Origin of the sequence: Enterococcus sp. AZ088 (genome assembly GCF_051714845.1) — a bacterium.
Lineage (GTDB): Bacteria > Bacillota > Bacilli > Lactobacillales > Enterococcaceae > Enterococcus > Enterococcus faecalis.
Window position 1 is genome coordinate 975,640 of the sequence record NZ_JBIOSQ010000001.1, and the last position, 24,078, is coordinate 999,717.

The following is a 24,078-nucleotide window of genomic DNA, read 5'->3' on the forward strand; positions in this document are numbered from 1 at the left end:
GATTAATTTTTTAAGCCCCAGTCTTGATAAATTTTTTCTAGTGTGCCGTCTTTTTCCCATTTTTCAATTAAACCATTTAGATAATCATTTAATTCAGTATTTGCTTTCTTTGTGGTAATTCCATATTCTTGTGGCGAAAAACCATCTTTTAAAATTTCTGTCTTGCCATCCACATAGCCAGATAGGATTGATTTATCCACTGAAAATGCATCAATTCGTTTAGAAGTTAACGCTGTTTTTAATTCTGGATAGGAACCTAATTCTTGATAAGTAAATTTGATTCCTTCCTCTTGCGCTTTTTTCTCTAAGTTTTCTTTTGTCGTAGCAGATTGTGCAACGCCGATTGTTTTTCCGTCTAAATCTTTCATACTTGAGAAGTTATCCTCTTTGCGCACAAGGAAACCAATCTCATCTGTATAATAAGGAGTTGTAAAATTATAAGTCTTTTTACGTTCATCAGTAATTGTAAATGTAGCAATTACCATATCTAGTTCACCATTGTCTAAAAGGGGACCGCGCGTTTTCGCTGTCACGCCCACAAATTCCACATTCTCTTCGCTGCCAGTAATTTCTTTCGCAATCAAGCGTGCAATATCTGGTTCCATTCCTTCATTTTTGTTTGTATCAGGATTCATATAGCCAAAATTAGGAATGTCTTCTTTGACACCTACTTTAATTTTCCCCGCTTTTTTTAATTGTTCTACTGTGACCGTTTTGTTTGATGAAGCACTTTTGGAAGTTGAGTCATTGTTGCCGCTACCACAGCCAACAATGATGCCTGCTAATACAAGTAAGGAGAGTCCAGCTAGCCATTTATTTTGTTTTTTCATTGTTCATTCCTCCAATTTTTTGTTTTTTTATTCATTACCCGTTATGAATAATTTTGCTTAGAAATTCTTTTGCACGAGGGTTTTCAGTGCTTGTAAAGAAATGTTCAGGTGTTCCTTGTTCAATAATCTGTCCTTGGTCCATGAAGATTACACGGTCAGCCACTTGACGAGCAAAGCCCATTTCATGTGTGACACAAACCATGGTAATATTTTGTTTGGAAAGATCGACCATTACATCTAAAACTTCTTGAATCATTTCTGGATCAAGTGCCGAAGTCGGTTCATCAAAAAGGATAATCTCAGGATGCATATTTAAGGCACGAGCAATAGCGACCCGTTGTTGCTGCCCGCCAGAAAGCTGCGAAGGATAAGCAGAAGCTTTATCAGCCAAACCGACTCGTTCTAAATACTCCATGCCAGTACGAACCGCTTCGTCTTTGGAAACGCCCATCACTTTAATCGGTGCTAACGTTAAATTATCAATAATCGTTTTGTGAGCATATAAGTTAAAATTTTGAAAGACCATGGCAACTTTCTGGCGAACCTTTTGAATCGGTGCTTTCGGTTTGGTGATGTCAATGTTATCAATTACGACGGAACCATCATTGACTTTTTCCAATTGGTTCATACACCGAATTAATGTACTTTTGCCAGAGCCAGAGGGTCCGATAATGACAATTTTTTCTCCTTGTTCTACATTTAAAGTAATATCTTTTAAAACGTGATGCTCCCCAAAATACTTATTTACATGTTCTAAAGAAATCATAGGCAGTCTCCTTTGCAATCATTTGGCAGAAAAGATAACAGAGGATTCGGTGAGAAACATGTTATTTAAATTAAATTAACCAAATGTATTTCTAATTGTATTCTCAATGTTAGGAATTATAACATACAAAAAAATGAATTACTAGTTTTTTAATCGAAAAAGATTTCCTTCAAAAAAAGAAATAAATGAGAGCAAAACAGGAAAAATTGACAATAGTCCTTAAAAAGTAGAAAATAAAGGCAGTGAATAAAAGGCAAAGGTAGGATGAGAATGAGCAATCAAGAAGCCATTGGATTAATTGATTCTGGCGTTGGTGGATTAACTGTTTTAAAGGAAGCGCTAAAACAATTACCAAATGAACGATTAATTTATTTAGGAGATACAGCCCGTTGCCCATATGGTCCACGACCAGCCGAACAAGTCGTTCAGTTTACTTGGGAAATGGCCGATTTTTTATTGAAAAAACGAATAAAAATGCTAGTAATCGCATGTAATACCGCGACGGCTGTCGCATTAGAAGAAATTAAAGCTGCCTTGCCAATTCCAGTTGTCGGTGTTATTTTACCTGGCGCACGAGCAGCCGTTAAAGTCACAAAAAATAACAAAATTGGTGTCATAGGTACCTTAGGGACAATCAAAAGTGCTTCCTATGAAATCGCCATTAAAAGTAAGGCACCAGCAATTGAGGTGACTAGTTTAGCTTGCCCTAAATTTGTCCCCATTGTTGAAAGTAATCAATATCGTTCTTCCGTAGCAAAAAAAATTGTGGCAGAAACACTTCAAGCACTACAATTAAAAGGACTTGATACGTTGATTTTAGGTTGTACCCATTACCCGTTGTTACGTCCGGTGATTCAAAATGTGATGGGGAGTCATGTGACATTAATTGACTCAGGAGCCGAAACAGTTGGCGAAGTTAGCATGCTTCTCGATTATTTTGACATTGCCCATACGCCTGAAGCGCCTACACAGCCCCATGAATTTTATACAACTGGTTCTGCAAAAATGTTTGAAGAGATTGCAAGCAGTTGGCTTGGTATAGAGAACTTAAAAGCACAACAGATTCACTTAGGAGGAAACGAAAATGATTAGACATGATAGTCGTGCACCAAAAGAATTGCGAAAGATCACTATTGAAACCAATGTTTTTAAACATCCAGAAGGTTCGGTGGTTATTTCGTTTGGTGATACAAAAGTAATTTGCTCAGCCACTGTCGAAGAAAAGGTCCCCCCATTTTTACGAGGCGGGGGAACAGGTTGGGTAGCAGCTGAATATAGCATGCTCCCTCGCGCGACGAACACAAGAAATATTCGAGAAAGTGCGAAAGGAAAATTAACAGGGCGAACAATGGAGATTCAACGTTTGATTGGGCGGTCATTGCGAGCTGTTGTTGACTTAGAAAAGTTAGGGGAACGGAGCATTGTTGTCGATTGTGATGTGATTCAAGCAGATGGTGGAACCCGTACTGCTAGTATTACAGGCGCTTTTGTTGCTCTACGCTTAGCAGTTAATCATTTATTGATGACTGGTGCGCTAGCGGAAGACCCAATTAAAGAGCATTTAGCTGCTGTCAGCGTGGGTATTTTACCCGATGGTTATTGTGTGCTGGACTTAGATTACGCAGAGGACTCGAATGCTGCAGTGGATATGAACATCGTGATGACCGAGTCTGGTGAATTTGTGGAAATTCAAGGAACGGGTGAAGAAGCTACCTTCTCAGGAGATGAGTTAAATGCCATGCTCTTTTATGGAAAAACAGGGATTGAGGAATTAATTGCGTATCAGAAAGAAGCGCTTTATGCTTTAGCCTCTGAAGAAGTCCCTTCGCAAGATTCAGAAGAGAAAGTGATTGTCATTGCAACTAGAAATCCTGGTAAAGCGAAAGAGTTTAGTTCAATTTTTGGTGAAAAAGGATATACAGTTAAGACGTTATTAGATTATCCGAATTTGCCAGATGTAGAAGAAACTGGTCGAACATTTGAAGAAAATGCTCGTCTAAAAGCTGAAACAATTGCAGAAATTTTACAGAAACCAGTACTAGCAGATGATTCAGGATTAATTGTTGATGCCTTAGGAGGAATGCCGGGAATCTATTCTGCTCGTTTTGCTGGTGAGCCAACTAACGATGCTTCAAATAATGCGAAACTACTACATGAGTTAACGGGCGTGCCAAAAGAAAAAAGACAAGCGCGTTTCCATTGTACATTGGTTTTTGCTGAACCAAAGAAAGAAAGTCTGGTGGTCGAAGCTGAATGGCCAGGAGAAGTCGGCACGATTCCTCGTGGTGAAGGAGGCTTTGGGTACGATTCACTTTTCTATGTTCCAGAGCTTGGTAAGACAGCAGCTGAATTGTCTGGAGAAGAGAAAAATAAAGTTAGTCATCGTGGACAAGCAGTGGCAAAATTAAAAGAACAATGGGAAGAATGGCTAAAAAAATAGGAGTTGAAACGTATGAAAATCTTGGTAGTAAGCGATAATCATGGCGACCGTGACTGTTTAGTTGACTTAGTGAATCATTATGAAGGACAAGTCGATGCACTCTTTCACTGTGGTGATTCTGAATTAGAACCGACAGATGAACTTTGGCAGAAATTAATTGTAGTCCAAGGAAATTGTGATTTTTATGATGAATTTCCCAAAACTGTGACTAAAAAAGTGGGAGATCAAGTTATTTATATGACACATGGTCATTTGGCCAATGTTAGAATGGGGCTCACGACACTTGCTTTACAAGCGGAAGAAGCAGGAGCGACAATTGCCTTATTTGGTCACACTCATGTACTCGGCGCAGAGCGACACAATAACATTCTCTTTGTTAATCCGGGAAGTATTCGTTTACCTCGTGGACCAGTTCAAGAGAAAACATATGCATAATTGAAAGTACACCTGAACAATATCTCGTTCAGTACTATAACAAAGAGCACCAACCGTTGGAACGATTAAAGGCAACGTTTACGAAGTAAAAAAGTCGATTTTTTACCTGATAGTAGAACATAAGCCAGCGAGGGAATGTTCTACTATCAATTTTTTATTTTTTTAAGAAAGCGTTCTCTTTTTTTGGGGAGAATAGAACAAAACGTTAATTTTCGTTTGTTAAGTTATGAAGAATTTGCGAATTCCAAGACTTTTTTCGCAGAATTAGGTACAATAAGTTACGTGTTAAAGAATTAGAAATGGAGGCAACCCAATCATGATAGGGACTGCTGTAAAAGAATTATTATTAGAAAAACAAGAAACGTTTTTAGTACCTGCCGAAAATGTCGCCAATGTAATGTGTTTAAATCCTTTAAGTCACGCGGCATTAGTCTTATCGCAAGTTCGCTATTCCAAGATTCCTGTGTTAGATAAGGGAGATCGCTTTGTTGGCTTAATCGGCTTGACAGACGTTGTAGATAAAATGTTTGATTTGACTTCAGTGGATTTTGAAAAATTGAATGAATTTACTGTGGCCGATGTAATGGAAGTCAATGTTCCTGTAATTGGTGAATCGTGGGATTTAGAAGAAGTGTTACATTTATTAGTAGATGCTTCTTTTTTACCAGTGGTTGATGATAATCAACGCTTTAAAGGTATCATTACACGCAAAGAAATTTTAAAAGCGGTCAATCATATGGCGCATGAATTAGAAAAACATCATCTTGTTCTGCCTAAATCAGAAGAAGAAATGAAAGTAATTTAAATAAAACACAAGAAACTCTTTACTTTTTTCTCATAAATGCGTTATTCTGTATGATAACACGAAGTAAAGGAGTGCTGTGATTGGACGCATATGAGATTATTCAGTATATTGGCGATGCCAAAAAGCAAACGCCTGTTAAAGTAACACTGAAAGGGCAATTAAAAGAAGTCACGTTTCCGGAAACAATTAAGGTCTTTAATAATTGTAAAACTGGGACACTGTTTGGCGATTGGGCTGACGTAAAACCTTTTTTAGAAGCAAACAAAGAAAAAATTGAGGATTATGTTGTAGAAAACGATGCACGTAACTCAGCAATTCCTTTTCTTGATCTGAAAGACATTAATGCTCGGATTGAACCAGGTGCTTTGATTCGCGAAAAAGTTGAAATTGGCGATCAAGCGGTGATTATGATGGGGGCTATTCTAAATATTGGCGCCGTCGTTGGTGCAGGGACTATGATTGATATGGGCGCTGTTTTGGGCGGTCGTGCAACTGTAGGAAAACATTGTCATATTGGCGCGGGAACGGTTTTAGCTGGTGTCATTGAACCCCCAAGTGCCGCACCTGTGGTTATTGAAAACGAGGTTGTCATTGGAGCGAATGCGGTCGTACTAGAAGGGGTTCGTGTTGGTGAAGGTGCCGTTGTGGCTGCTGGGGCAGTAGTTGTGGAAGACGTTCCAGCGCATACCGTTGTCGCAGGCGTGCCAGCAAAAGTAATTAAACAAATTGATGATAAAACCAAGAGTAAAACAGAGATTTTAGAAGAATTACGTAAACTCTAAAAATAAATTAGTCAGTCGCGATGAAGAAACTTCTTCATGGCGGCTTTCGATTACCCCAAAAATGAAGGAGTGGCTTTTGTGGAGCAAGAAGAATTAATTGCGATTAGACGGCAACTACATCAAATACCTGAAATCGGTCTAGAAGAAAAGGAAACACAAGCCTTTTTACTTAATGAAATTGATAAAATGAAGCAACCTTATCTGCAAGTTCGAACATGGCAAACGGGGATTTTAGTCTTCATAGAAGGCAAAAATCCTCAGAAAACCATCGGCTGGCGTGCTGATATTGATGGTTTGCCTATTCAAGAGGAAGTGGTTTCTGCTTTTCAATCAAAACGACCAGGGTTTATGCATGCCTGTGGGCACGATTTTCACATGACAATCGGTTTAGGGGTTTTGAAAGAATTAAGTCAACAGCAACCAGACAATAACTTTTTATTTTTATTTCAACCTGCTGAAGAAAATGAAGCAGGGGGGATGTTGATGTATGAAGACCACGCGTTTGGTGAGTGGTTACCTGATGAATTTTATGCGCTTCATGTTAATCCTGATTTGCCAGTCGGAACTATTAGTACCAGAGTAGGGACATTGTTTGCTGCCACTTGTGAAGTGAACATTACCTTAAAAGGAAAAGGTGGACATGCGGCTTTTCCGCATCAAGCAAATGATATGGTCTTAGCGGCCACAAATTTAATTCAGCAAGCGCAAACGATCGTTAGTCGAAATGTTGATCCTGTGATTGGGGCAGTCGTTACTTTTGGGACTTTTCATGCAGGGACTGCCTGCAATGTGATTGCCGAAGAAGCAACTTTATCTGGTACAATTCGCACATTGACAGCAGAAACGAATGAACAAACGCAGCGAAGAATTCGCGAAATTAGTGAAGGTATTGCGCAATCTTTTCAATGTGAAGTAACTGTTCATCTTGATCAGAAAGGGTATTTACCTGTAGTGAATGAGCCAGCATGTACCACGAATTTGATTGAATACATGAGCAAACAAGCAACAGTTCAATTTCAACAAGCACCGGTTGCAATGACAGGTGAAGATTTTGGCTATCTATTGTCTAAAGTCCCAGGCACGATGTTTTGGTTAGGCGTGGCAAGTCCTTATAGCCTTCATTCTGCCAAGTTTGAACCGAACGAAGAGGCGTTATTGTTTGGAGTGGAGGCAGTTAGTGGGTTTTTAAAATCATTGGACAATTAGAAAAACAGCCACCAGATAACTAATAAATATCTGGTGGCTGTTTTTTATTTTGCAATAATGGGCGTATTGGGAATCGTAAAACCGGCCTCTGTTAATGCTTTGATATATTGAGCTAGAAATTCTTCTTTGACCGCAAATTGTTTGCCGTTTAGTACATACATGGTCGTTCGCACCGCAAAGTTGCCATTGCCTAAATCAACCATACCAAAAATATCTGGCCCAGTTTGAATACTTTCGATATACTTTTCTTTTAACGTTTCATTGACTTCTGTAATCACTTCACAAATTTTTTCATAACCTTCTTCAGGATTGATGCGGACATCAATTAACACTTGCATATTGGCACGAGACAGGTTACTGATTGTGGTGATGTTTCGGTTTGGAATAAAATGAACAGTTCCATCAACCGCTTTAATTTGAGTGGTTCGTAATCCGACAGAAGTAACTGTTCCTTCAATATTTAACGCCAATAAGCGAATATAATCGCCTACATCCATTTGTTGTTCTAAAATAATGAAAAATCCGGTAATTAAGTCATTCATGAATCCTTGAGCCCCTAAACCAATGGCAACACCGGCAATTCCCGCTCCGGCTAATAATGAGCCAACAGGCACACCGACAATGGTCAAAAGAGAATAGATGAAGAAAAAGAACAGCGTATATTGAAATGCATTAATGATTAAAGTGTGTAACGTTTTTAAACGGCTTTCACTAAAATGTTGCTTTTTACTATAATTTGCATAGGTGCGATCAATTAAATATTTCCCGATTCGCTGAATGATAAAAAATAGAAAAATTAAAAATAAAATTGATAAACTTTTTTCAATTAAGGTAGCGACAATGGCATCCCAATTAATATTGTTCCAAAAGCGTTGTAGCGCGCTCACTTTTTTTACGGTCGCTTCTGCTAAATCAGGAGCAGAAGAATCGACTGTTTCAGTACTGGCTAAACCAAGTATCAACATAAAAATCCAACTTTCTCTAAAATTTCTTCTTTTAGTATACTAAATCTCTCGGCGAAAGGGGAAGAAAATAGAAAGTTTTTTTTAAGACTTAACATGTTTTTTTAGGAATGTTATAATTTTGTAAATAAATAATATATTTTATAATTTTGTTAAAGGTTGTGAGTGCTGCGTGAAAGTTTCAATTGAATGGGCAAAAAATGATTTACTTTCTAAATTACCTGTAACAATTTTTATTGATGAACGATGTGCCACTCGCTTGACGGCTGACAAGCGACGAACATTCATCTTCCATAATCCAGTCGCTTTACGATTAGGAAGTCGTTTTTTTAGTAGTCAGATAATCGAAATTGCGGAATCATGTACATTGAAAGTTTCCTTTAATTGGTCCTGTGTTTATCTCTTTTGTATCTGGTTACTTGCAGTTAAACTGTGGATTGGAAGCGTTAGCGGTCGAACAATTGTAGTTGTGGCACTAATCGGAGTGCTGACCTATTGGCGTCGTTATTTATTAAAAATAAAGAAAATGACCTGACAAGTCGTGATTGTTTCGTGAAAGAAGAATGCGTAGTATACTAAAAGAAATGAAAATGAAGGGACTGAAGAAACACATGACTTTGGATAAAACAAAAAAATTAGCAAACGGCAATGAAATGCCACGCCTAGGTTTAGGCGTTTGGCGTGTAGAAGATGGCTCAGAAGCAACAAATTCAGTAAAATGGGCTTTAGAAGCGGGTTATCGCTTGATTGATACGGCAGCCGTTTATAAAAACGAAGCAGGGGTGGGCGAAGGCATTCGTCAATCGGGTATTCCCCGCGAAGAAATTTTCGTGACGACGAAATTATGGAATGAAGATCAAGGCTATGAAAATGCGATTAAAGCGTTTGATAAAAGCTTAGAAAAATTAGGTTTAGACTATGTTGATTTATATTTAATTCACTGGCCTGTTGCTGGTAAATATAAAGAATCATGGAAAGCATTAGAAGAAATTTACGCAAGTGGTCGTGCCAAAGCAATTGGCGTTTCCAATTTTCATCAACATCATTTGGAAGATTTATTAACAGAAGCCAATGTTGTGCCAATGGTGGATCAAATTGAATTACATCCTACGTTAACACAAGAACCGCTACGAAAATATTTAGCCGAAAATAAGATTGCCGTGGAGGCTTGGTCTCCTCTAGGACAAGGTAATTTATTATCTGAACCAGTACTAGTGAAAATTGGTGAAAAATATGGTAAATCAGCGGCCCAAGTGATTATTCGTTGGCACTTACAAAATGATATTATCGTGATTCCTAAATCTGTTCACGAAAAAAGAATTCAGGAAAATTTTGCTGTCTTTGATTTTGAATTAACACCAGAAGAAATAACCGCAATTAATCAGTTAAATAAGGATCATCGTTTTGGTGCAGATCCAGATAATTTTGATTTTTAAGTATGATAGCAAGTAAAAACGGAGGGGCAAAAGACGTCCCTCCGTTTTTACTATAATTTTTGAACAAAGTAGTTAAAGAGTGCTTGGGATTTGGCATCACGTGCGTACATTAGTTCAGGATGCCATTGAACAGCTAATAAAGGCTGCTGTTCATTTGTTGATTCCACTGCTTCTGCAAGGCCATCAGAGGACCAAGCAGTAACGCGTAAATCTTTTCCTAAAGTATGTAGTGCTTGGTGATGGTACGAGTTGACTTGACCAGTTGTACCATATATGTTTGATAATTGACTGTCTGGTTCAACATCAATACGATGCGTCGCAAAGATTGGTTGAGTGGGTTGTTGTCCGTGCTTAACTGACCATTGAGGATACATCGATAAATCTTGATATAATGTGCCACCTAAAGCAACATTGACTAATTGCATTCCACGGCAAACCGCAAAAATAGGTTTGTTTTGTTTTAAGGCTTCTTCAATTAGGGCTAATTCAAACTCGTCACGATCACGATTCGTTTCTTCTAATTTTATATGGGGTTCTTGTCCGTAAAATTCAGGGGCAACATCTTGACCGCCTGCTAAAAGTAGTTTATCAATTTGTTGTATATACGTAGCGGCTAATTCTTTGGGGCCAATTGGCAAAACGAGAGGAACGCCACCTGCGGCTTGAACAGCGCTCACAAAACCTTGTGGGGTGTAAGTCACTTGGTTACCGTGAAACACTTCAGCCGCCTGCAAAAGTTGATTGCCAGCGATTCCAATAATTTTTTTTGTCATAATAACATCACATCCTCAATAAATTCATACGTTCTATTGTAGCACTTTTTTGAAAAAAGTGTTTGAGAAGAAGTCGAGACAAGTTTTGTCTCGGACAGCTCTCAAACACAAAAAACTCAGTAAGTGAACAAGTGAAACTTTTTAACGTTCACGAATGACTTCGATTTTATAACCATCTGGGTCGACAACAAAGTAATAAGATGGTGCAGTTCCAGGTAAGCCTTTTAAGTCAGTAACAGTTAAGCCAGCCGCTTGATGTTTTTCGTGTAATCCTTCTAAATCATCTGTACTGATGGCGATATGACCATAACCGTTTCCTAAATCGTATGCTTCATGATCATAATTATAAGTTAGTTCTAGTTCGTAGTCGTCTCCTGGTAAAGTTAAATAAACCAAAGTAAATTTATTTTCTGGAAAATCACGACGGCGACTTTCTTCAAAATTGAAGGCTTTTTGATAGAAATCTAATGATGCCTCTAAATCTTTTACACGCACACATGTATGAGCCATTTTCATAGTTAAAAACTCCCTTTCAAACTTAATTATATTTCCAACGTTAATAGTAGCATAGATAAACGTGAAATGTAGAGAAAAACGCTTGGTTTCTGACTTGTTCTAAAGGAATTTCTCAGGTAAAATAGATGAAAAGAGAAGAGGTGCGCCAATGAAAACGCCAACGTTTGGAAAAAGAGAAGAGACATTGACCTATCAAACAAGATATGCTGCATACATTATTGTTTCAAAGCCAGAAAATAACACAATGGTTCTGGTACAAGCGCCAAATGGAGCTTATTTTTTACCAGGAGGCGAAATTGAAGGCACCGAAACGAAAGAAGAAGCGATCCATCGAGAAGTGCTAGAAGAATTGGGAATTAGTGTAGAAATTGGCTGTTATTTAGGGAAAGCTGATGAATATTTTTATTCGAACCATCGCCAAACTGCCTATTATAATCCTGGCTATTTTTATGTAGCGAATACTTGGCGGCAACTTAGCGAACCCTTAGAAAGGACCAATACTTTACACTGGGTTGCACCAGAAGAAGCAGTCCGTTTATTAAAAAGAGGAAGCCACCGTTGGGCCGTTGAAAAATGGCTAGCGGCAGCATCATAAAATAACGAATAACCCTCAATCTATGTTGATTAGATTGAGGGTTATTGTTATTGAAAAGAATGTTTAAATTAAAACCATTTTTTCAATAATTTGAGCGACACCATCTTCGTCATTACTAGTGGTATGCACATCGGCAATTGTTTTAACATTTTCTGTCGCATTGCCCATCGCAACACCAATCCCAGCGTAATCAATCATAGATAAGTCATTTTCATTGTCACCAATGGCCATCACTTCGTCTTTATTTAAGCCTAAATGGTCTGCCAATTTTGCTAGAGCATTGCCTTTGCTAGCATTTTTATTCATGATTTCATAGTAAAAAGGCGTACTTTTAACAGTCGTATATTTTTCGGTAAAATGTAATGGTAATTTTGCAATGGCAGGATCTAAAACTTCCGGCTCATCAATCATCATCATTTTAATAATGTTCATCTCTGGTGTCATTTCATCCACCGTACGATATTTCAAAGGCATGTTCACTAAAGATGCTTCGTGAATCGTATATTTACCAATATTGCGATTGGCAGTGTAAATAGCGGAATCATCAATTGTATGCAAGTGAGCGCCGACTTTACGAGAATACATTTCAATTTCTAAAAAATCCTCATAACTTAAGGTATAGCGTGAAATAATCGTATTATCTTTGGTTGCTTGGACAAGCGAACCGTTGTAGGTAATCACGAAATCATTTTCACCATATAAGGCTAATTCATCCAATTGTTCTTTCACGCCTGGCAAAGGACGGCCTGTACATAAAACAATACGAACGCCTTGATCATTTGCTTTTTGGAGCGCTTCTTTGACCCGTGGGGTAATCTTGTGTTGTGAATTTAGCAATGTTCCGTCGATATCAATAGCAACTAACTTAATTGACATAGAATCCTCCTAGAAAACCTATTTTTTTAAAACTAACGCACCATTATGAATGTAACTTGAAAACTCACGATACGTCTCATCAAATAAATCGTAATGTTTTTTATTTCCTTGGTCAAGCATTTCTTTAGGGAAATAGAAACGTTCATCTCCTTGACTCTGACCAGCAAGTGCTGCAACTAGGGGACTGACCGTTGCCAATTCCACTAATGAGCCATCTTTTTGCATCAATTCAATTTGTGTACGATGACGGTCTTTATTTGGACGATAAAAATCGTAAGGTAAATCATAGCTTGAATTAATGGCAGTATAATATTTAGGGTTGAAACCAACTTTTTCAATCAATTCCCTTAAATAAGCAATCGTTGCTGCGCTCTCTTTTTCGTTCGTAAAGGTGGCTGACTTCAGAGGCTTACGCATAAGGAAACGTTTGGCTAAATCACCTAGAATTGAATCAGGCACATCCATCCATTGTGTAAAGTACGTAGAGAGGACGCCATCATCCAATTTTAAATATTCTTGTAAGGTGAAGTCCCCTTTAAAGAATGGTACAAGCAGAGAGGCTTGTAAATCATAGTCAAATTCAGGGTTTTCAAATAATTCTTTCGCCCGATGCAATAAATGATCAAGAATCACTTCCATCCCACGAGAAACAGGGTGGAAATAGACTTGGACATACATTTGGTAACGACTAACGATATAGTCTTCCACCGCATGCATCCCATTCATAGCAAAGGCAATGCCTCCTTTGTAGGGTCGAATCACACGTAAAATTCTAGTTAAATCGAAGGTTCCGTATTCAGTCCCTGTAAAGTAAGCATCACGTAACAGATAGTCCATACGATCGGCATCAATTTGACTAGAAATCATTTGCACCACTTGAGGATTTGGGTATTGTTTAGTAATAACGCTGGCGACTTTTTCAGGAAAATCTGCCGAAACACGGTTTAAAATTTGATAGACTTCCGTTTCTGGTGAGGTGATGATTTGGACCGTGATTGCTTCATGGTTTGTATCAAAAATATGCTCGAATGTATGTGAATAAGGACCATGACCGACATCATGTAATAAAGCTGCGCAAAGCGTAATCAGGCGCTCGTCGTCATTCCAGCCGTTTTCACCTAATCGTTCCACAGAGTAGTTACGTTGGAAAATCTCACAAATCCGACGTGTAATTTCGTAAACCCCCAAAGAATGGGAAAAACGACTATGTTCGGCACCGTGAAACGTAAAAGAAGAAGTGCCTAGTTGCTTAATGCGACGTAATCGTTGCACTTCAGCAGAATTAATAAGGTCTAAAATCACTTGATGTTGGACATGAATATAATTATGGACGGGATCACGAAAAACTTTTTCGATTGGTAATCGTTGCTCTTTATACGGAATCGTCATACGATCTCTCCTTTAATTAAGGCGTTTCGTTGCGCCATTTTTTCCAGCTGGACAGTTAAATTTGTTTGGAACCATTCCGAGGTTATAATTGGTTCGGTTAAGTTTGGATCAATAGATTTTTCAAATTGTTGAGGTAATGCTTCGATTAAACGGGTTTTTACGGCGTCTATTGTTAATGGAGTCTCAATCAGGGTTTCTAAATTTGCCATCACTGCTGGATCAACGGGTGGATAGCCGTTTTCACCAAATTGTTCTTGTAACCCAGCAAGGTAAAAGTCTCGAACCACTTCTCCACGAGCAAGTTGATTGCCGTTAACGCTGATGTAAATCATGACAGAAATACCGTCTTTGACGCGTCGTTGGGCAATCCCAGCAAACTTTTGACCGTCAATACTTAAATCATAAGTACCGGGACAATAGGATGTAGTAATTTCAAAGGCGTCAATCTCTTTCTCTGGAAAACTCTGACGGAGCCAAGCCCACATTAATTCATAAGCCGCATCGATACTTAATTTGTGTTCAGAATTATTTGGTAAAATAAGTGAAACATTTAAAATACCCGAATCGGCAATCACCCCTAAACCGCCGGCATTGCGAACGACTACAGAATAATCGTTTTCTTGCAGAGAAGTGATGCCTTCTTTTAGATGAGGTACACGGGTATCTTTCATGCCAAGAATCATAGCTTGATCCAATTGCCAGAAATGAATGATTGGTTGGTGCTGCATTCCTGAAAAAGTGGTTAAAACATCGGTCAAGGCAAAAGGTAAAAAATAGTCACTGTTTGTTAAACAACCTGAATCAAGGAGCATAAATGATTCAGTGTGAAGGGGAAAAGTTGTGCTCATAAAAAACGTCCTGTCTATTTATAATTACGTCATTTAATACGTTTATTTTCTTACTCTCTCTTATATTATATACAAAAAACGCAAAAAAGCATGTTATATAAACGAATTCTGAAGGAATTCTCTAAAATAGTAAACGGTTTTCTTATTAAATAGATGAAACAAATGCTTGCAACCCGTGAAAAGAGCTTATACAATAAGAAAAGGTACATAAGCAAGGGAAAATTGACTTTAGTTGACAAATACATTGAAAAAGTCAACAATAAGAAAGTTATATTTTGGAAAAGGAGTGACCATTATGGATTTATCAACAGGCGTTCCTGTATCGATTCAACTAAAAACGATTGTCCAACAAGGCAACGAACAAAAAGATTTTTTCTTTGACTTAGAAGGTCAATTAGTAAAAATGGGTGATACATTATACATTCGTTACAAAGAAGAATTATTAGAGGATACAGAACCAACCCCCGTAACCATTAAAATTGAACCAGACGGGCATGTTCAGTTGATTCGTGCTGGCGAATTACGGATGCGTTTAAGATTTGGCTATCAGGAAAAATTAGATACAAGTTATCGAACCCCTTATGGCTTGCTACAGATTAGTACGTTTACACATAATTTGCGTGTTAGTTTAAAAGATCAACCAATGTCTGGTAAGATTTTAGTTGATTATGATTTATACTCTCAAACAGAGCGAATCGGAGAATATCATTTAGAATTAGAATTTACTGCATAAATATTGCAGAATAGAATTGATTTTTTTTCAATGTTTTTGTATGATAAGGAGTAGACTGTGAAAGGACGTGTACCTCTTGGAAATTAATGTATTTGAAGGGTTAAACAAAAAAGAATTATCCATGATTGAAGTAGCACACGCTATTTTAGAACAACATGCAGATGTAATGGATTTTTCTGATTTAGTTAACCAAATCCAAAATTATCTTGGCAAGTCTGATAGTGAAATTCGTGACCAATTAGCACAATTTTATACAGATTTAAACATCGACGGTAGCTTTATCTCATTGGGAGACAATCGTTGGGGCTTACGTTCATGGTATCCAATCGATTCAATCGATGAAGAAGTTACACATGGCTTGGAAGAAGACGAAGAAGATGCACCACGTCGTAGAAAACGTAAAAAAGTAAATGCCTTCATCACTAATCCAAACGATGAAGATGTAATTGACTATAACGATGACGATCCAGAAGATGCTGAATTAACAAATGATGATGAAGAAGACATCTTGTACGATGATGAAGAAGATGAAGATGAAGAAATCAAAGCATACAACTCTGACTTACAAGAGATTGGTGCAGATTCAGACGATGATGAAGAAGATATTCCGCAAATCGAAGAAGATTTAACGATCATTGATGACGATGATGTTGAAGATGAAGACGATTTTGATGACGAATATTCTGAAGAGTAAGAAACCAAAAAGCTTGATTCCTAAGAAGGAGTCAAGCTTTTTAGTTGAATGCCCAAGAAAAATGAGAAAATAGAAAAAATTATTTTCTTGAATAGAAGTACTTGACCTGATGTCCGTTTGCTTGTATTATACTACTTGGGCACCTTTAAGAAGGTCAGAAGTTTGAACGAACTTACAAGCTCCCTATTCGTAATGGATAGGGAGCTTTTCTATTTTTGTTTCTTTTTTATTTGGAGAAACGTAAGAGTCTCAAAGTTGTTTTACTTCTCTCTACAAAATATTATCAAAGAAAGGGTTTTTAACTATTATGACAAAATACATCTTTGTTACAGGTGGCGTGGTTTCTTCTATCGGAAAAGGGATTGTCGCAGCATCTTTAGGACGATTATTAAAAAATCGTGGATTAAAAGTAACGATTCAAAAATTCGATCCATATATTAATGTGGATCCGGGGACAATGAGTCCTTACCAACATGGAGAGGTTTTTGTCACAGATGATGGTGCCGAAACAGATTTGGACTTAGGTCACTATGAACGTTTTATTGATATTAACTTAAATAAATACTCAAACGTAACCACTGGAAAAATTTATTCAGAAGTCTTACGTAAAGAACGTAAAGGGGAATACTTAGGTGCAACAGTGCAAGTTATTCCACACATTACCAATGAAATCAAAGAAAAAATCATGCGTGCAGCGAAAATGACGGATGCCGATGTGATTATCACAGAAGTAGGTGGTACTGTCGGCGACATCGAATCATTACCTTTCCTAGAAGCATTGCGTCAAATGAAAGCTGATATGGGTAGTGACAATGTAATGTACATCCATACAACCTTGATTCCTTACTTAAAAGCGGCTGGCGAAATGAAAACTAAACCAACACAACATAGTGTCAAAGAATTAAGAAGTTTAGGGATTCAACCAAATATTTTAGTGGTCCGTACGGAATTACCTGTTTCTCAAAACACTAAAAACAAATTAGCACAATTCTGTGATGTTAATCCGGAAGCGGTAATTGAATCTCGTGATGTTGAAACGTTATACTCCATTCCATTAGCACTTCAAGCACAAAACATGGATCAAATTGTTTGTGATCATTTAAAATTGGATGCACCGGCTGCAGACATGACTGAGTGGCGTGCATTAGAAGAGAAAGTTCTTAACTTGAAAAAGAAAACAAAAATTGCGCTGGTTGGTAAATATGTTGAATTACCAGATGCTTATATTTCTGTTGTAGAAGCATTAAAACATGCTGGATTTGATTTTGATTCAGATATCGAAATTGATTGGGTTGATTCACAAGAATTAACTGCTGAAAATGTCGCTGAAAGAATTGGTTCAGCAGATGGTATTTTGGTTCCTGGTGGTTTTGGTGATCGTGGAATTGAAGGGAAAATTGAAGCGATTCGTTTTGCTCGCGAAAATGACGTACCATTCCTTGGCATTTGCTTAGGTATGCAAATGGCCTGTGTAGAATTTGGTCGTAACGTTGTGGGCTTAGAAGATGCTGGTTCTGCAGAAACTAATCCTGACGTGACAAATAACATTATTGATTTAATGGCAGATCAAGAAAACATCGAGAATTTAGGTGGCACACTACGTTTAGGTTTATATCCATGTAAATTGAAAAAAGGAACGAAAACTGCGGCAGCATACGGAAATGAAGATGTTGTCCAAGAACGTCACCGTCATCGTTATGAATTTAACAATAAATACCGTCAATTATTTGAAGAAAATGGCTTAGTTTTCTCTGGAGTTTCACCAGATAATCGTTTAGTTGAGATTGTTGAAATTCCTGAAAAACAATTCTTTGTGGCTTGTCAATTCCACCCAGAATTAATTTCTCGTCCAAATCGTCCACAACGCTTAATCAAAGGATTTGTTGGTGCAGCTTTGGCAAATAAAGAAAGTAAATAAGCAAAAATGGACGAAGTGATTCAGTTCACTTCGTCCATTTTTAATCTAAAAAAGTACGGAGCTCATGATGAGCCCCGTACTTTTTATGCTGCTTTATTTTCATCTGGTTTAGAACTACTTTCAGGTGGTTGCGGTGGTTCTTGTGAACTAGAACTTGATGGTTCAGGTGGTTGTTCCGATGTTGCCGGTTGCTCTGCTGAGGAAGAGCTTGCCGGTTGTTCGGTTGATGGTGGCGCTTCAGAGGAAGAAGGCGCACTTTCTGAACTAGAACTTGATGAACTTTCCGCTTCTTTTGTGGAAGAGGATTCCACCGTACTGCTAGATTCCGGCTGTGGTGCTGAAGAGGTAGTACTTGGTAAAACTTGTACATTTGGTACCTCATAGGCATCTTTCACGTATAATTCATTACCTACCCGCACAACACTGTCTGGCTGCACCCAGTCATCGTTTGAAACATTTTGAGACAAGTAACTCATTATTTCACGATAAACATCCGAGGCAATTCCATAGTATTCTTGATAGATTGGTGTATTTCGATCATTGTATCCAGTCCAAACAGAAACGGCATAGTGTGTTGTATAACCAACAAAGGTACTATCCGGGGCAATTCCTTTTTCTGTTGTCCCCATTCGTGCTAAATCTTCATCAGTATAGTTAGAAGTCCCTGTTTTGGCCGCTTGGATTAAGCCTGGAATGGCGCCGTTAAATCCTGTTCCGCCGTTTAAAACATCTTTTAACATATCCGTCATCATATAGGCGGTAGAGTCTTTCATTGCACGTTTGCCATCAGGTTGATAATCCACGCTAGTTCCATCATTGAAAACGACTTTGTTTACGTAATACGGTTTGTTGTAAATCCCGTTATTGGCGAAAGCCGCATAAGCTGCTGCTAATTTCAATGAGGAAATTCCATATTTATCGCCATCTACATCGCTTGTGTTACTTGAAATGGCATTCGAAGCTTCTAAGTTTTTATAGTCAATTCCTAGCCCTTTAATGAAAGGCATGATGTTTTCTTTACCAACTTCATCAAACGTCTGGACCGCGGTGGTGTTACGAGAACCCATAATCGCACGGCGCATAGTAATGACGCCTTGGTATGTTAAATCAGAGTTGAAGACATCAATGTCGGTACCAGGATATTTCGTTGGTTTATCCACCATGAGGCGACCTGTCGAATAATTTAAATTCTCAATTGCGGGACCATAATCCATGATTGGTTTCACAGTTGAACCAACATCACGTTGGGTGTTAACAGCTAAATTGTTTCCTAATTGTACATCATCAGGAATGTGACGACCACCAATCTGTGCTCGGACTTGTCCAGAGGCAACATCAATAACGGTTGAAGCCACTTGCATTTTATCATCTGGAAACGCAACGTATTGATCACTGTTGACAATATCGTAAAGTTGTTTTTGGGCATTCATATCTAAGTTTGTGTAGATATCTAGTCCGTCTGTGTAAACATTTTTACCAGTTTTTGCTTTCACTTCATTGATTACTTCTTTGACGTAATTATCTACGACTTTTCGATTGTCATCACTGGCTTTTAATGGAACTAAGCCTTCATCGATTGGGGTAGCTTTGGCTTTTTCGTACTCTGCTTTCGAGATTTTTTTATTGTCGTACATTGTGTAGAGTACGACATCCCGGCGTTCTTTAGCAGTATCTGGTTTTGTATAGGGATCGTATGAGTTTGGCGCTTGTGGCATTCCTGCCAGTAGGGCCGTTTGTGGTAAATCAAGTTCAGATAAATGTTTACCATAATAATTTTCAGCCGCTGTTTCCATTCCATAGAAACCATTCGCCATGTAGACTTTGTTAATGTAGTAAGTTAAAATTTCTTCTTTTGATTTTTCACGTTCTAAACGAACAGCCATCCATGCTTCTTGTGCTTTCCGTTTCAAGGTTTGGTCAGATTCTTTTGTAGAGAAGTAGGACAATTTAATTAATTGTTGGGTTAAGGTACTTCCGCCTTGTAATCCACCATTTTTGACATTTGAAAGGGCAGAACCGATAATCCGAATCGGATCCACACCAATGTGTTTATAGAAACGACGGTCTTCGACAGAAACAATGGCATCTTTTAATAATTGAGGCACATCATTTGGTTGAATTAATTCACGCTTTTCTGCGCCTAAATCCTCAAAAATTTCATTATTAATATCGTAAAGCTTCGATGAAACTGTCGCATTCAGTTTGTCATCTTCTAATTTTGGGGCTTGTCGTGCATAGAACCAAAAAAGACCAACGCCTGCTAAAAAAGCGACCATCCCAGCGATAAGTAAGCCAAGAAAGATTTTTAAAACAAGCCGTTTTTTCTTTTTCGGCGGTTGTGTCTTTTTCTTGTAACTCGACTTCGATGAGGTGTTGGATGCATGTCTAGCAGCTCGCGAGCCTGAATTTGCGGTTGGCATAAATAGCAACTCCTTTGTTATACTTTCAAAACTTTATGAATCTAGTGTGTCTGAATATATTGTTCCACTGCGTCGAGATAAGGGATTCGCGGTGCGATTCCAAAAGATAATTCAATTCCTTCTTTCTCGATGAGTGCAAGCGGCATAGATTTTTTTCCAGTAACTGTTTGGTTTTTCCAATGCGTTATTAGATTTTCACCACTAAAAAAGAAGCAGCGTTTTAAGCTTGAAAACCATAATAGCACAAAACAAATCCCTTGTTGTGCTATACATTGTTCCATATGATCAATTTGATGTTGATGAAAATTTTTAAAGGGAAAGGACGTGGTATTTTTCGTTTCTTTCGCTTCAAAATCTATGTAACGGCCTTGATATACACCGTTATAATCAGTCGTTGAAGCTTGTCTAAAGTAGGCCTCCTTAATAACAGCCGCACTTCGTTTGGGATAATCTACTTTAACAATTTGAACAGGAGTGGGTTTCTTATGAACGACTGCTTGCTTATTCAATAGATAATATTGATTGCTTTGATTGATCGCTTCTTCGAAATCCATCCCGCGATTACCAAATTCAACGGGGCGTTTCTTTTTTACTTGTTTTTTTGGTGATTGTGCTTCATGATGATTATAAGGTATTCCGTTAGGATAATGGAACGTCACGTTTATCACACTCCTAGCCTGTATTATACCAAAAAAAAGACCTGAAAGAAAAGGGATGACTTATGGAAATGATAAAAACCCTCTATGTCACCGGTTATCGCAGCTTTGAATTGGGGATATTTCAAGGAAAAGACCCGAAAATCACAGTTATTAAAAATGTCTTAAAAAAAGAGTTAGCCAGTTATATTGAAGCGGGAGTAGAATGGATTTTGATTTCTGGCAATTTAGGTGTTGAACTTTGGACAGCTGAAGTAGTTGGGGAATTAAAAACGGAATATCCAGAAGTCCAGCTAGGTTTGCTTTATCCATTTAAAGACTTTGGCAATAATTGGAATGAACAAAATCGAGAACTGTTAACGAAAGCGGAAAGTTTGGCTGATTATATCAACTCAGTAAGTCACCAGCCCTATCAATCGCCAGCACAATTAAAAATGCATACAAAATTTCTTTTGGAACATTCTGGGGGCAGCTTACTTATTTATGACAAAGAGTACCCTGGCAAAACGGAGTATTTTTTAAAGGATGCACAACATTTTTCGGAACGAGAACCCTATGATATTCGCTTAACTACAATGGATGATTTACAAAACTCGGTGATTGATTAGAGAATCTGTTTGATTTTCTAGCTATTTTTCGTTACAATAGTATTTGTGGAACTATGAAATTTTCTATCGTAAATAAACAAATGAGGTGTAAACATGGCAAATTTAGTATATAGTCCTAAAGACATTTTACAAAAAGAATTTAAAACGAAAATGATGAACGGGTATGACCCAATTGAAGTAGACGAATTTTTAGACAATGTTATTAAAGACTACGAAGCTTATAATAAAGAATTATTAAGCTTGCAAGAAGAAAACAGCCGCTTAATGGCAAAATTAGACCAATTATCAAAAGCCCAACCAACGCCTCGTGTTGCTCAAGAAGTACCAAAAAGTGCAGCAGTGACCAACTTTGATATTTTAAAACGTTTATCAAACTTAGAGCGTGAAGTTTTTGGTAAAAAGTTAGATGAAACACCTTCAACACCTGTAACGCCTTCTGCACCGTCAATGACTGCAGAACCAGCGAACCATGATGTTGATAATGCACAAACACGTCAATTTTAACAAGACAATTTAAGTCAAGTTTTCACGAGGAACAAAAAGCATTTGTTAGAATAGCGGACACTTGTTGTAGTGTGTAAATTTTTGCTGTTCGTCTAAACAGATTTGTAATTTTCGGGTGATCGCGGTTTGCTTTTGCAAGCTGAGGAAAGTCCATGCTCGCACAAGCTGAGATGCTTGTAGTGTTCGTGCTTAGCGAAATCATAAGCTAAGGTACTCTTTTAGAGTAACGGCAGGAAAAATGACTAAGGTTTCGACTATGTCAAAGTATCCTTGAAAGTGCCACAGTGACGAAGCGATGTGGGAAACTCCATCGGTGGAACGCGGTAAACCCCTCGAGCGAGCAACCCAAACAATGGTAGGGGCGCTCTTCTAAAGGAAATGAACGAGTAGAAGAGGCAGAGTTTACTCTGCAGATAGATGATGACCGTCACCAATTTTTCCTGAAGAATTGGTGATACAGAACATGGCTTATAGAAAATTACAAGTAATTCAGGAAGACCTTCCAACGTAGTTGTGAAGGCTTTTTTTACGAAAAGAATAAAAAAATGTTAAAATAAAGAAACTGAGATAAAAGTAGTAAGCTGTCTGTTCTAAAGAGGCCGGGACAGGCCCGTTTAGTTCAGAGAAAGCGGACAATTACAAAAAACAAGCGGAGCAGTAGTCGGCAGGACTGTTAGCTCCAGACAATAAAAAAGAGTCAAGAAGGAGTTTTTATGACGAAAGAAAAAACATTCAAACTTGTTGCAACGGCTGCTAGTGGCTTAGAAGCATTAGTTGGAAAAGAATTGCGTGATTTAGGGATTCCCTGTGAAGTAGAAAATGGTCGGGCCGTCTTTGAAGGCACAGTTGAAACAATTGCTACTGCCAATTTATGGCTACGAACAGCAGATCGGATTAAAATCGTCGTTGGCGAATTTAACGCCTATAGTTTTGATGAATTATTTGAAAAAGTTAAAGCACTTCCTTGGGAAGATTATTTGCCTTTAGATGCAGAATTTCCAGTTGCAGGTAAATCAATTAAGTCAAAATTGTATAGTGTTCCTGATTGCCAAGCCATCACCAAAAAAGCCATTGTTAACCGTTTAAGAGAAGTTTACCATCGTCCAGCGACGGTGCCTTTAACCGAAACAGGAGCTTTGTTTAAATTAGAAGTGGCTCTGCTAAAAGATAAAGTGACGTTGACGTTGGACACGACTGGGCCAAGTTTATTTAAACGGGGCTATCGCATTGAAAAGGGGGGCGCACCTCTTAAGGAAAACATGGCAGCTGCTTTAGTGATGTTGACCAATTGGCGCAAAGATCGTCCTTTTTATGATCCAGTTTGTGGTTCTGGAACAATTTGTATTGAAGCAGCATTAATTGGCCATAACATTGCCCCTGGCTTTAATCGTAGTTTCACTTGTGAAACATGGGATTGGGTTGATCCAGCAATTTTTGAAAAAGTACGTAACGAAGCCGAGGCAAAGGCAGACTACGATGTTGAATTAGATATCTGTGGTTCAGATGTTGATGGGCGAATGATTGAAGTCGCACGAGCGAATGCTGAGGAAGTTGGTTTAGGTGATTCAATTACCTTTAAACAATTGGCATTAAAAGATTTTACAACCGAGAAGGAATATGGTGTAATGGTAGCTAACCCGCCTTATGGTGAGCGTTTAGGAGAAGAGGAAAGTGTTCGTCGTTTGTATAAAGAAATGGGCCATGTTTTCCGTCCGTTAACTACTTGGAGCAAGTATATACTGACGAGTGATCTTGCTTTTGAAGAATATTATGGTGCCAAAGCTACTAAAAAACGGAAGCTTTACAACGGAGCCTTACGAACAGATTTATTCCAATACTGGGGAACACGTCCACCAAGAAAACCACGGGAAGACTAAGAAAGCTGG

The 24,078-nt window shown here is 38.1% G+C and carries 24 protein-coding genes, 1 other RNA gene and 1 pseudogene; 16 read left to right on the forward strand and 10 right to left on the reverse strand.

Annotation, left to right across the window (positions count from 1 at the left end; translation table 11 throughout):
• Window positions 1-2: 2 nt before the first annotated feature.
• Both IGL17_RS04895 and IGL17_RS04900 read right to left on the reverse strand, forming a co-directional pair.
• Window positions 3-830, reverse strand: coding sequence for a transporter substrate-binding domain-containing protein (locus IGL17_RS04895; protein ID WP_002360586.1), 828 nt, complete (start codon window positions 828-830; stop codon window positions 3-5).
• A gap of 34 nt (window positions 831-864) precedes the next feature.
• Window positions 865-1,596, reverse strand: a complete 732-nt coding sequence (locus IGL17_RS04900) for an amino acid ABC transporter ATP-binding protein (protein WP_002360585.1) — start codon at window positions 1,594-1,596, stop codon at window positions 865-867.
• Between the two features lie 264 nt (window positions 1,597-1,860).
• Between IGL17_RS04900 and racE the strand changes: the two genes are divergently transcribed.
• The 6 genes and pseudogenes from racE (at window position 1,861) to IGL17_RS04930 (ending at window position 7,264) form a co-directional block, all read left to right on the forward strand.
• Window positions 1,861-2,688 (forward strand): glutamate racemase, encoded by an 828-nt coding sequence (gene racE / locus IGL17_RS04905; RefSeq protein WP_002358027.1) that lies wholly within the window; start codon window positions 1,861-1,863, stop codon window positions 2,686-2,688.
• Window positions 2,681-4,036: a ribonuclease PH gene (rph, locus tag IGL17_RS04910; protein ID WP_002369622.1), complete on the forward strand. Its 1,356-nt coding sequence runs from the start codon at window positions 2,681-2,683 to the stop codon at window positions 4,034-4,036. Before racE ends, rph begins: the two co-directional genes overlap by 8 nt.
• Window positions 4,037-4,048: 12 nt before the next feature.
• Window positions 4,049-4,560, forward strand: a pseudogene (locus IGL17_RS04915) (metallophosphoesterase).
• A 227-nt stretch (window positions 4,561-4,787) separates the two neighbouring features.
• On the forward strand, window positions 4,788-5,276 hold the full coding sequence (cbpB, locus tag IGL17_RS04920; RefSeq protein WP_002358013.1) for a cyclic-di-AMP-binding protein CbpB: 489 nt from the start codon (window positions 4,788-4,790) through the stop codon (window positions 5,274-5,276).
• Between the two features lie 80 nt (window positions 5,277-5,356).
• Complete coding sequence (gene dapD, locus IGL17_RS04925; protein ID WP_002358012.1) at window positions 5,357-6,058, forward strand: 2,3,4,5-tetrahydropyridine-2,6-dicarboxylate N-acetyltransferase; 702 nt, start codon at window positions 5,357-5,359, stop codon at window positions 6,056-6,058.
• 36 nt (window positions 6,059-6,094) lie between these two features.
• Entirely contained in the window at window positions 6,095-7,264 is a 1,170-nt protein-coding gene (locus IGL17_RS04930) for an N-acetyldiaminopimelate deacetylase (protein ID WP_016617864.1), read from the forward strand.
• Between the two features lie 44 nt (window positions 7,265-7,308).
• On the opposite strand, the gene IGL17_RS04935 is transcribed toward IGL17_RS04930, so the two are convergent.
• A complete protein-coding gene (locus tag IGL17_RS04935; protein WP_002382128.1) occupies window positions 7,309-8,229 on the reverse strand; it encodes a mechanosensitive ion channel family protein in 921 nt (306 codons plus the stop codon).
• A 169-nt stretch (window positions 8,230-8,398) separates the two neighbouring features.
• Between IGL17_RS04935 and IGL17_RS04940 the strand changes: the two genes are divergently transcribed.
• Together IGL17_RS04940 and IGL17_RS04945 are read left to right on the forward strand one after the other, a co-directional pair.
• On the forward strand, window positions 8,399-8,761 hold the full coding sequence (locus IGL17_RS04940; protein WP_002358008.1) for a hypothetical protein: 363 nt from the start codon (window positions 8,399-8,401) through the stop codon (window positions 8,759-8,761).
• Between the two features lie 28 nt (window positions 8,762-8,789).
• A complete protein-coding gene (locus IGL17_RS04945; protein WP_325067984.1) occupies window positions 8,790-9,662 on the forward strand; it encodes an aldo/keto reductase in 873 nt (290 codons plus the stop codon).
• A gap of 50 nt (window positions 9,663-9,712) precedes the next feature.
• Here IGL17_RS04945 and IGL17_RS04950 read toward each other — a convergent pair whose 3' ends face one another.
• Window positions 9,713-10,435, reverse strand: coding sequence for a gamma-glutamyl-gamma-aminobutyrate hydrolase family protein (locus tag IGL17_RS04950; RefSeq protein ID WP_002358005.1), 723 nt, complete (start codon window positions 10,433-10,435; stop codon window positions 9,713-9,715).
• Window positions 10,436-10,576: 141 nt separating this feature from the next.
• On the reverse strand, window positions 10,577-10,951 hold the full coding sequence (gene gloA, locus IGL17_RS04955) for a lactoylglutathione lyase (RefSeq protein WP_002358003.1): 375 nt from the start codon (window positions 10,949-10,951) through the stop codon (window positions 10,577-10,579).
• Between the two features lie 148 nt (window positions 10,952-11,099).
• Here gloA and IGL17_RS04960 point away from each other — a divergent pair, with 148 nt between their 5' ends.
• Window positions 11,100-11,546, forward strand: a complete 447-nt coding sequence (locus IGL17_RS04960; RefSeq protein WP_016617866.1) for an NUDIX hydrolase — start codon at window positions 11,100-11,102, stop codon at window positions 11,544-11,546.
• Between the two features lie 63 nt (window positions 11,547-11,609).
• Here the strand turns inward: IGL17_RS04960 and yidA are convergent, their stop codons facing one another.
• Genes yidA through IGL17_RS04975 form a run of 3 tightly spaced genes read right to left on the reverse strand, consistent with a single transcriptional unit; the run spans window position 11,610 to window position 14,623 of the window.
• Window positions 11,610-12,422 (reverse strand): sugar-phosphatase, encoded by an 813-nt coding sequence (gene yidA, locus IGL17_RS04965; RefSeq protein WP_002361624.1) that lies wholly within the window; start codon window positions 12,420-12,422, stop codon window positions 11,610-11,612.
• A gap of 18 nt (window positions 12,423-12,440) precedes the next feature.
• Window positions 12,441-13,811, reverse strand: coding sequence for a dNTPase (locus IGL17_RS04970; RefSeq protein ID WP_002357999.1), 1,371 nt, complete (start codon window positions 13,809-13,811; stop codon window positions 12,441-12,443).
• Window positions 13,808-14,623: a lipoate--protein ligase family protein gene (locus tag IGL17_RS04975; RefSeq protein ID WP_002397799.1), complete on the reverse strand. Its 816-nt coding sequence runs from the start codon at window positions 14,621-14,623 to the stop codon at window positions 13,808-13,810. The genes IGL17_RS04970 and IGL17_RS04975 overlap by 4 nt, the downstream gene beginning before the upstream one ends.
• A 331-nt stretch (window positions 14,624-14,954) precedes the next feature.
• Between IGL17_RS04975 and IGL17_RS04980 the strand changes: the two genes are divergently transcribed.
• The 3 genes from IGL17_RS04980 to IGL17_RS04990 all read left to right on the forward strand — a co-directional run bounded on the left by IGL17_RS04980 (window position 14,955) and on the right by IGL17_RS04990 (window position 18,004).
• Window positions 14,955-15,392 carry a DUF1934 domain-containing protein gene (locus IGL17_RS04980; protein WP_002382132.1) on the forward strand — a complete coding sequence of 146 codons (438 nt, stop codon included), beginning with the start codon at window positions 14,955-14,957 and terminating at the stop codon, window positions 15,390-15,392.
• Between the two features lie 76 nt (window positions 15,393-15,468).
• The gene (rpoE, locus tag IGL17_RS04985; protein WP_002357996.1) at window positions 15,469-16,086 is read left to right on the forward strand and encodes a DNA-directed RNA polymerase subunit delta; all 618 of its coding nucleotides are present in this window, start codon (window positions 15,469-15,471) and stop codon (window positions 16,084-16,086) included.
• Between the two features lie 307 nt (window positions 16,087-16,393).
• Entirely contained in the window at window positions 16,394-18,004 is a 1,611-nt protein-coding gene (locus IGL17_RS04990; protein WP_002357995.1) for a CTP synthase, read from the forward strand.
• Between the two features lie 83 nt (window positions 18,005-18,087).
• Here IGL17_RS04990 and IGL17_RS04995 read toward each other — a convergent pair whose 3' ends face one another.
• Entirely contained in the window at window positions 18,088-20,424 is a 2,337-nt protein-coding gene (locus IGL17_RS04995; RefSeq protein WP_002360569.1) for a PBP1A family penicillin-binding protein, read from the reverse strand.
• A gap of 41 nt (window positions 20,425-20,465) precedes the next feature.
• Window positions 20,466-21,083, reverse strand: a complete 618-nt coding sequence (gene recU, locus IGL17_RS05000; RefSeq protein ID WP_010816424.1) for a Holliday junction resolvase RecU — start codon at window positions 21,081-21,083, stop codon at window positions 20,466-20,468.
• Window positions 21,084-21,145: 62 nt separating this feature from the next.
• Here recU and IGL17_RS05005 point away from each other — a divergent pair, with 62 nt between their 5' ends.
• The 4 genes from IGL17_RS05005 (at window position 21,146) to IGL17_RS05020 (ending at window position 24,069) form a co-directional block, all read left to right on the forward strand.
• Complete coding sequence (locus tag IGL17_RS05005; protein WP_016617867.1) at window positions 21,146-21,688, forward strand: DUF1273 domain-containing protein; 543 nt, start codon at window positions 21,146-21,148, stop codon at window positions 21,686-21,688.
• A gap of 93 nt (window positions 21,689-21,781) precedes the next feature.
• Window positions 21,782-22,192 carry a cell division regulator GpsB gene (gpsB, locus tag IGL17_RS05010; protein ID WP_002357990.1) on the forward strand — a complete coding sequence of 137 codons (411 nt, stop codon included), beginning with the start codon at window positions 21,782-21,784 and terminating at the stop codon, window positions 22,190-22,192.
• Window positions 22,193-22,299: 107 nt separating this feature from the next.
• Window positions 22,300-22,668: RNase P RNA component class B (gene rnpB / locus IGL17_RS05015), an RNA gene on the forward strand.
• A 237-nt stretch (window positions 22,669-22,905) separates the two neighbouring features.
• Complete coding sequence (locus IGL17_RS05020) at window positions 22,906-24,069, forward strand: THUMP domain-containing class I SAM-dependent RNA methyltransferase (RefSeq protein WP_002357989.1); 1,164 nt, start codon at window positions 22,906-22,908, stop codon at window positions 24,067-24,069.
• Window positions 24,070-24,078 lie beyond the last annotated feature (9 nt).

Coding starts and splice junctions, on each gene's coding strand:
- IGL17_RS04980 (WP_002382132.1), top strand. CDS start 14,955: ATGGATTTATCAACAGGCGTTCCTGTATCGATTCAACTAAAAACGATT.
- IGL17_RS04900 (WP_002360585.1), bottom strand. CDS start 1,596: ATGATTTCTTTAGAACATGTAAATAAGTATTTTGGGGAGCATCACGTT.
- IGL17_RS04930 (WP_016617864.1), top strand. CDS start 6,095: ATGGCGGCTTTCGATTACCCCAAAAATGAAGGAGTGGCTTTTGTGGAG.
- IGL17_RS04975 (WP_002397799.1), bottom strand. CDS start 14,623: ATGCTCCTTGATTCAGGTTGTTTAACAAACAGTGACTATTTTTTACCT.
- rph (WP_002369622.1), top strand. CDS start 2,681: ATGATTAGACATGATAGTCGTGCACCAAAAGAATTGCGAAAGATCACT.
- IGL17_RS04950 (WP_002358005.1), bottom strand. CDS start 10,435: ATGACAAAAAAAATTATTGGAATCGCTGGCAATCAACTTTTGCAGGCG.
- gloA (WP_002358003.1), bottom strand. CDS start 10,951: ATGAAAATGGCTCATACATGTGTGCGTGTAAAAGATTTAGAGGCATCA.
- IGL17_RS04945 (WP_325067984.1), top strand. CDS start 8,790: ATGCGTAGTATACTAAAAGAAATGAAAATGAAGGGACTGAAGAAACAC.
- yidA (WP_002361624.1), bottom strand. CDS start 12,422: ATGTCAATTAAGTTAGTTGCTATTGATATCGACGGAACATTGCTAAAT.
- IGL17_RS04970 (WP_002357999.1), bottom strand. CDS start 13,811: ATGACGATTCCGTATAAAGAGCAACGATTACCAATCGAAAAAGTTTTT.
- IGL17_RS04935 (WP_002382128.1), bottom strand. CDS start 8,229: ATGTTGATACTTGGTTTAGCCAGTACTGAAACAGTCGATTCTTCTGCT.
- cbpB (WP_002358013.1), top strand. CDS start 4,788: ATGATAGGGACTGCTGTAAAAGAATTATTATTAGAAAAACAAGAAACG.
- IGL17_RS04990 (WP_002357995.1), top strand. CDS start 16,394: ATGACAAAATACATCTTTGTTACAGGTGGCGTGGTTTCTTCTATCGGA.
- IGL17_RS05020 (WP_002357989.1), top strand. CDS start 22,906: ATGACGAAAGAAAAAACATTCAAACTTGTTGCAACGGCTGCTAGTGGC.
- gpsB (WP_002357990.1), top strand. CDS start 21,782: ATGGCAAATTTAGTATATAGTCCTAAAGACATTTTACAAAAAGAATTT.
- IGL17_RS04895 (WP_002360586.1), bottom strand. CDS start 830: ATGAAAAAACAAAATAAATGGCTAGCTGGACTCTCCTTACTTGTATTA.
- racE (WP_002358027.1), top strand. CDS start 1,861: ATGAGAATGAGCAATCAAGAAGCCATTGGATTAATTGATTCTGGCGTT.
- IGL17_RS05005 (WP_016617867.1), top strand. CDS start 21,146: ATGGAAATGATAAAAACCCTCTATGTCACCGGTTATCGCAGCTTTGAA.
- IGL17_RS04960 (WP_016617866.1), top strand. CDS start 11,100: ATGAAAACGCCAACGTTTGGAAAAAGAGAAGAGACATTGACCTATCAA.
- IGL17_RS04995 (WP_002360569.1), bottom strand. CDS start 20,424: ATGCCAACCGCAAATTCAGGCTCGCGAGCTGCTAGACATGCATCCAAC.